Below are 6,276 nucleotides of genomic sequence, written 5' to 3' on the forward strand. Positions count from 1 at the left end.
TCTCCCCCCCCCCCCCCCCCCCCCCCCCCCCCCCCCCCCCCCCCACCCCCCCCCACCCACCCCCCCCCCCCCCCCCCCCCCCCCCCCCCCCCCCCCCCCGGCCTCGTCAGTTCTGCGTTCAGACCGCCCGGTTGCGCCGCTGGGCCAGCTCGTCGGACGGGTCGTGGCCGACCAGCGTCTCGCCGGTGTCGGTGCGCTCCGCGTGCAGCCGCCCGAGCGTCAGCTCCAGCTCCCGCCAGACCGCTCCGACCGCGATGCCGAACACGCCCTGACCGCCCTTCAGCAGGTCCACCACCTGCTGCGGTGTGGTGCACTCGTACACCGTCGCGCCGTCGCACATCAGCGTCATCCCGGCCAGGTCGCCCTGCTCGGCCGCCTGCAGATGGGCGACCGCCACCCGGATGTTCTGCAGCGAGACGCCCGCGTCGAGCAGCCGCTTCACGATCTTCAGCAGCAGGATGTCGCGGAAGCTGTAGAGCCGCTGGCTGGTGGCCGGGTACGCCGAACGGACGCTGGGCTCCAGCAGTCCGGTCCGGGCCCAGTAGTCCAGCTGGCGGTACGTGATGCCGGCCGCCGCGCAGGCCGTCGGACCGCGGTAGCCGATCAGTTCGGACGTCGGGGCCAGCCGCTCGATGGCGGGCTGACCGGGCTGCACGGCCGGGAACCTGCCCACCCGGGGCAGGTCCGTCACGGTGCGAGCGGTGCGCGGCAGGTGCACGGCACACAGGCCTCCCACGGCCGTGTCATCGCCGGTGCTGCTCATGCCTGCCTCCGTCCACTGGTGCTGCGGGCAACCCGAACTGCGGGCATCGGTCACCCGGACAGCCACTCCTGACGGTAGGCAGTCCCCTATGACCCGTCAACGATCGCCACGCCGGGCCAGCCAAACCACATCACTCAGGAGAGTGGTTTTTCGTGCCCCTAGTGTGGGTAGGTCGACGGTTTTTGGCAAAACGGCAAGCCAAACAACGGCCTGACCTGTAGGGAAATCCGGTTCGCACTACTGCGGACCGCTGCCCCCGAAGTCCTCGGGCGACACCTGGTCGAGGAACTCGCGGAACTTCTCGACCTCGTCCTCCTGCTCGTCCGGGATCGCGATGCCCGCCTCGGCGAGCACCTCCTCGCTCCCGTAGATCGGCGTGCCGGTGCGCAGGGCCAGCGCTATCGCGTCGGACGGCCGGGCGCTCACCTCGACCCCGCCGGTGAAGACCAGCTCGGCGTAGAAGACGCCCTCCCGCAGGTCGGTGATCCGGACCTCGGTGAGCTGCTGCCCGAGCGCCTCCAGGACGTCCTTGAACAGGTCGTGCGTCAGCGGGCGGACCGGCGTCATGCCCTGCTGGGCGAAGGCGATCGCGGTCGCCTCGCCGGGACCGATCCAGATCGGCAGGTACCGATCGCCCCCGACCTCCCGCAGCAGCACGATCGGCTGGTTGGAAGGCATCTCCACTCGGACACCCACGACGTCGAGCTCATTCACACAGGCAACCCTATGGCTCAGGCCCCGGATATGAAAGCGCAGGGCCGACGCCGCTGGTCAGCGCGGTGCACGCCGACCGCCCGGGGTCTGGACGGCCACCCCGCAGGAGCCCCGCGGGAATCCCACGGGGACGCTATCCGCGGCTGCGCAGACCGGCCTGGACCATCGCCGCGTGCAGCCGCACGGACAGTGTCGCCAGCTCCCGCGCGGTGGCCTCGGCATGGGCCCTGGTCTGCGGGTTCCGGTGCCGGCGCAGTGGCGCCACCACCTGTTCCACCAGCGCGATCTCCCGATCCGCCGCGGCCTTCATGGCCCGCAGGTGCCGCGGTTCCAGCCCGTACCGGCCGAGTTCCGCGACCAGCCGGGCCACCTGCAGCGCCTCGCCGTCGTACCCGCCGTCCGGACCGGGCGCGACCAGACCGTAGGACTCCCATTCGGACAGCTCGCGCTCACCGGACTCGGCGGCCGCCAGCAGTTCGGCACGCCCCAGCCGGACTCCGGACGGGACGTCGGCCGAGGCCCCCAGCTCCCGGTCCGCTTCCTCCACCGGCCCGGGTCGGGTGTCGGCGGAGGGCGGCAGCGCGGGCGGTGCCTCACCGCGCTCGATGGCGTCCAGGTGCTCGCGGATCACCCGCAGCGGCAGGTAGTGGTCACGCTGCATCCGCAGGACGTAGGCCAGCCGCTCGACGTCGGCCGGGCTGAACTTGCGGTACCCCGAGGGCGTGCGCTGCGGCTCGACCAGCCCCTCCGCCTCCAGGAACCTGATCTTGGAGATGGTGACCTCGGGGAAGTCGTCGCGCAGGAAGGTCAACACCGCGCCGATGCTCAGCAGCTCGTCACCGCCGCGCCGCCGCCCACCCGGCCGGTCCGGGCGGACCGGCTGCCTGGGGCCCGCGACCACCCCGCGCGCGCCGCGGTCCGCGTGCGGACCGGACGATGCGGGGGTGGCCGCCCCGAGAGAAGATGAAGGGGTATTCGTACTCACTCGGGCTCCTACCGACGTTGGGTTCAGTACCCCCGGTTGTGGCCGGCGAAGAACACCAGCCGGTACTTCCCGATCTGCACCTCGTCACCGTTGTTCAGCGACACCTCGTCGATCCGCTCCCGGTTGACGTAGGTGCCGTTGAGGCTGCCGACGTCCGCGACGCTGAACCCGGCCTGCGTCCGACGGAACTCCACGTGGCGCCGCGAGACCGTGACGTCGTCCAGGAAGATGTCGCCCTGCGGGTGACGGCCGGCCGTGGTGACGTCCGAGTCCAGCAGGAAGCGGCTGCCCGAGTTCGGACCGCGCTGGACGATCAGCAGGGCCGAGCCCGGCGGCAGCGCGTCGATCGCCGACAGCACCTCGGCCGACAGGGCCGGCGTCGCGCCGGTGCCGGTCGTGGTGTTGGGGTCGTACGACTCCAGGCCGGAGATGGAGATGGTCGACGTGGTCTCCGCCGCCCCCTCCGGAAGCAGGCCACCGCGCAGGGCCGTACCGCAGTTGGAGCAGAACCGGGCCGATGACGGGTTCTGGTTGCCGCACCTGGGGCACGGAGTGGGGCCAGCCATGTTCACAGCCTCCTGGCGCGGCACACCCGACGGGTTGTGCCCGGCGTACGGATCGGGGGCAAACCCTCCACCAGAGGTTGAGGGTCCTGACTGGAAACCTATGCGCGGGTCGCCGGAAGGGTCAACCGACGCGCCGTAGCCCACCGGATTCCCTGCGTACTGGGCGGCGGCGCCGTCCCGGAACAGCTGCTGCTCGGCGTACGGCGCCCCCTCTGGAGCGGGGCGCATGCCCGGCACGGCGGCCTCGTCCTCGGGCCGGCGGTGCCGCGCGGTCGGCGCCTCGACGGAGGCCGCGCCACGGCCCTTGTTACGACCGAACAACTTCGAGAAGAAACTCACGGGCGAATCCCCTTGCGTGTGACAGACCCGCCCGCGGGGCAGGGTGAGAACCTCGGACAGACTGCGGGCCCGGTTGCGGATCGGGCCTGCTGGAGTGGTACTCCGACGGTTGGTACTGCTGTTGGTGCTCCGGTGCGTGCTGGTACGACCCAGTCTCGCCCACGCGACGGCGGCGCCCCGCACCGGGTGCCGCCCGCAGGTGACGGGCCGTTCGTCGGGCGCCCCGTCACTTCGAAGCCGGCTTGGCGTACTGCGGCGTCTTCAGATCCACGAGGGCGTCCACGACCACCTTCTGCTGCTGGGTGATCGTCGCCCGCGCCTGGTGACTCTCCAGAGTACGGACGACACCCCCCGGGATGTTCAGCGCGGGTGTCAGATCCTGCGGGTTCCCCACGACGGTGAACCGATAGGGCTGCGAGACCTTCTTCCCGTCGATCTGCACCCCGCCGCCCGACACGTCGGTGAAGTAGGTGTTGACCACCACGCGCACATCGTTGATCTGAATCGCCTCCGCCCCTGCCGCTCGAAGTTCTTGCAGGGTGTCCAGCAGCATATCTGCCTTCACCTGCCCTTGGGGATCATCGACCGTGAGTACGATGCCCGGACCAGTGGCTTTGACGGTACCGGCGAGCACGCCGAGCTCCGTCGCCTTCTTCCTGGTCTGCTCCTGGGCCTCCTTGGCCTGGTTGGAACTGTTCTCCAACTTGGCCAGGGACTGCTCCAACTCCGCCTTCTCCTGCTGAAGACGCTGCTGACGGCTGTCCAGTTCGTCGAGGATGCGCACCAGGTCCTCCTGGCGGGCCCCGCGGAGCTGGCTGTGGTGGTCGTTGGTCGACCGCACCTGGATCGCCAGCCCCAGACCGAGCGAGAACAGCAGCAGCGCCACCACCAGCTGCCCGCGCGACATCCGCGGCGGCCACAGGGCTGCCTTGAGGCGCCGCCGTCCCGCACCGCGGTCCAGGGCGGCCGGCTCCACCACGGGCTCAGGCTCGGGCTCAGACGCAGGCTCGGGCGCAGGCGCTGCGGCCTTCGCGAGCCGCACCGCGGGCGTGGGCGCCGCCTCCGCATCAAGCTCAGGCTTAGCGTCAGACTTCGCCGCAGCCTGTTCCTCGGGCTCCCCCACCGCCGCCACGGGCCCCTCGGCCCTCCCCGGCTCCTCGGCCGGTTCGGCGCGCTGGACCTCCCCGGCCCCGTCCACCGGCTCGACCGGGCCCGCCTCGGCCGCCGACTCCGGCCCCGGCGCCTCGGCAGCCCGCTCCGACGCCTTCCCGCCGCCGTCCGCGTGCTCCTCCGCCGCCCCGCGGCCCGGCTCAGGCGCGGAAGACATGGCGCCGAATCGCGGCCGCGTTGGAGAAGATGCGGATGCCGAGGACGACGACCACACCCGTGGACAGCTGCGAGCCGACGCCCAGCTGGTCACCGAGGAAGACGATCAGTGCCGCGACCACCACGTTCGACAGGAACGAGACGATGAACACCTTGTCGTTGAAGATCCCGTCCAGCATCGCCCGGACGCCGCCGAACACGGCATCCAGCGCCGCCACCACCGCGATCGGCAGGTACGGCACGACGGCGTCCGGCACCTCGGGCTGGACGAAGAGTCCGACGACCACCCCGATCACGAGACCCAGTACGGCAATCACGGTCTAGCTGCTCCTGTCCCTGCGGACGACGACCCGGTCGGGGCCGTCGTGGACGAGTGGGCTGTCGTGGTCTTCGCGGACCCGCTCGGCGTACGCCGACCGGTGCTGCCCGCAGACGGTGAAACGGACGCGCTCGGGCTCCCGGAGGTTCCGGCGGTGGGTGACGGCGTCGGGGGGACCGAAGCCGCCGACGGGGACGCCGGGGGCGAGGGCTCGGGCGTGACCGGCTGGGCGGTCCGCAGCGTCACGCCCACCGCGGCCGGCAGCGTCAGGCTCTTCTGCGCGGACATGGTCGACTTGATGCCGTACTTCTCCTGGAGCAGCCGCAGGTACTGCCCGGCCATGTCGTTCTCGAAGGCGGTGAGCAGCTTCGGCCCATCCCCGATCGCCTGGATGTTGTACGGCGGGACGAGCGGTCGGTTGTCCACCAGCACCGCCTCTCCCGCAGCCCGGATCGCCGAGAGCGCGGTGAGCCGCTGACCGTTGATCGCCACGGCTTCCGCACCGGATCCCCACAGGCCGTTCACCACCAACTGGAGGTCGCGGTCCCGCAGCCGGCCGCTGTTGGAGAAGCCCTGCCCGGCCCGCGGGTCGACGTTTCCCCCGCCGCCGGTCCCCGCCGCGTCCTCCAGGACCAGCTTGACGCCCGGCCCCGCGACCTCGCCCAGGCCCACCGCGCCGGTCAGACCTCCCTGGTCGCCGTCGCCCGTGGCGAGCGCCTGCTGCTGCGTGCTCTCGACCTTGCGCCGCAGGTCCTGGACCTGCTGCTGGAGGTGGTCGGCCGAGCCGTTGGTGTCGTTGATCCGGTGGATCAGCGCGTCCCGTTCCTTGGCCAGCGTCGGCTCCGCCTTGTGCGCGTTCACCGCGCCGACCGTCACCACGACCCCGACCAACGCCAGCCCGGCGGCCAGCGTGAGCAGGCCTCGGGCCGTCCTGGGTATCCGGCTGTCGTGGTCTCCGCCCCGCGCCGCGGCCGCCTCGGCGTAGCCCTCGTCGAGGCTGTGGTCCATGACGTTGGTCAGCAGGGACATCGAGGCGTCCGGGCGGTTGTACCGTCCGTTCGGGGCACTCGGCGTCGGCGTCGCTGGCATGCGGACCATCGTCCCACGTCGGCGAAGGGGCCCGCGCACACCCCTTGAGCTGCACACACGACACAAAGTGACGGATCATTGCGAACAGTGTGAAAACGGACAGCGGGGGGGGGGGGGGAGGGGGGGGGGGCGACCAGCCAGACCGGCGGGAGACCCCGGCGGGTTGGGTACCCTC

7 protein-coding genes are annotated in these 6,276 nt (G+C 71.6%); all 7 read right to left on the reverse strand.

What is annotated here, in order from left to right; all coding sequences use genetic code 11:
* Nucleotides 1–118 precede the first annotated feature (118 nt).
* The 7 genes from AC07AL_RS15400 to AC07AL_RS15430 all read right to left on the reverse strand — a co-directional run bounded on the left by AC07AL_RS15400 (nt 119) and on the right by AC07AL_RS15430 (nt 6,101).
* Nucleotides 119–763, reverse strand: a complete 645-nt coding sequence (locus AC07AL_RS15400; protein WP_363585308.1) for a MerR family transcriptional regulator — start codon at nt 761–763, stop codon at nt 119–121.
* A gap of 237 nt (nt 764–1,000) precedes the next feature.
* On the reverse strand, nt 1,001–1,477 hold the full coding sequence (locus AC07AL_RS15405; protein WP_063350203.1) for a bifunctional nuclease family protein: 477 nt from the start codon (nt 1,475–1,477) through the stop codon (nt 1,001–1,003).
* Nucleotides 1,478–1,610: 133 nt separating this feature from the next.
* A complete protein-coding gene (gene ftsR, locus AC07AL_RS15410) occupies nt 1,611–2,306 on the reverse strand; it encodes a transcriptional regulator FtsR (RefSeq protein WP_363585318.1) in 696 nt (231 codons plus the stop codon).
* Nucleotides 2,307–2,485: 179 nt separating this feature from the next.
* Nucleotides 2,486–3,367 carry an FHA domain-containing protein gene (locus AC07AL_RS15415; RefSeq protein ID WP_400811828.1) on the reverse strand — a complete coding sequence of 294 codons (882 nt, stop codon included), beginning with the start codon at nt 3,365–3,367 and terminating at the stop codon, nt 2,486–2,488.
* Nucleotides 3,368–3,593: 226 nt separating this feature from the next.
* Nucleotides 3,594–4,490 (reverse strand): DUF881 domain-containing protein, encoded by an 897-nt coding sequence (locus AC07AL_RS15420; RefSeq protein ID WP_478317637.1) that lies wholly within the window; start codon nt 4,488–4,490, stop codon nt 3,594–3,596.
* Nucleotides 4,491–4,677: 187 nt separating this feature from the next.
* A complete protein-coding gene (locus tag AC07AL_RS15425) occupies nt 4,678–5,010 on the reverse strand; it encodes a small basic family protein (protein WP_030062488.1) in 333 nt (110 codons plus the stop codon).
* Nucleotides 5,007–6,101, reverse strand: coding sequence for a DUF881 domain-containing protein (locus AC07AL_RS15430; protein ID WP_363585310.1), 1,095 nt, complete (start codon nt 6,099–6,101; stop codon nt 5,007–5,009). The genes AC07AL_RS15425 and AC07AL_RS15430 overlap by 4 nt, the downstream gene beginning before the upstream one ends.
* Nucleotides 6,102–6,276: the final 175 nt, after the last annotated feature.

This window comes from Kitasatospora sp. NPDC043949, assembly GCF_056435365.1.

Bases quoted from the DNA above. Each gene is read 5' to 3' on its own strand.
- AC07AL_RS15400 (WP_363585308.1), bottom strand. From the start codon at position 763: ATGAGCAGCACCGGCGATGACACGGCCGTGGGAGGCCTGTGTGCCGTG.
- AC07AL_RS15430 (WP_363585310.1), bottom strand. From the start codon at position 6,101: ATGCCAGCGACGCCGACGCCGAGTGCCCCGAACGGACGGTACAACCGC.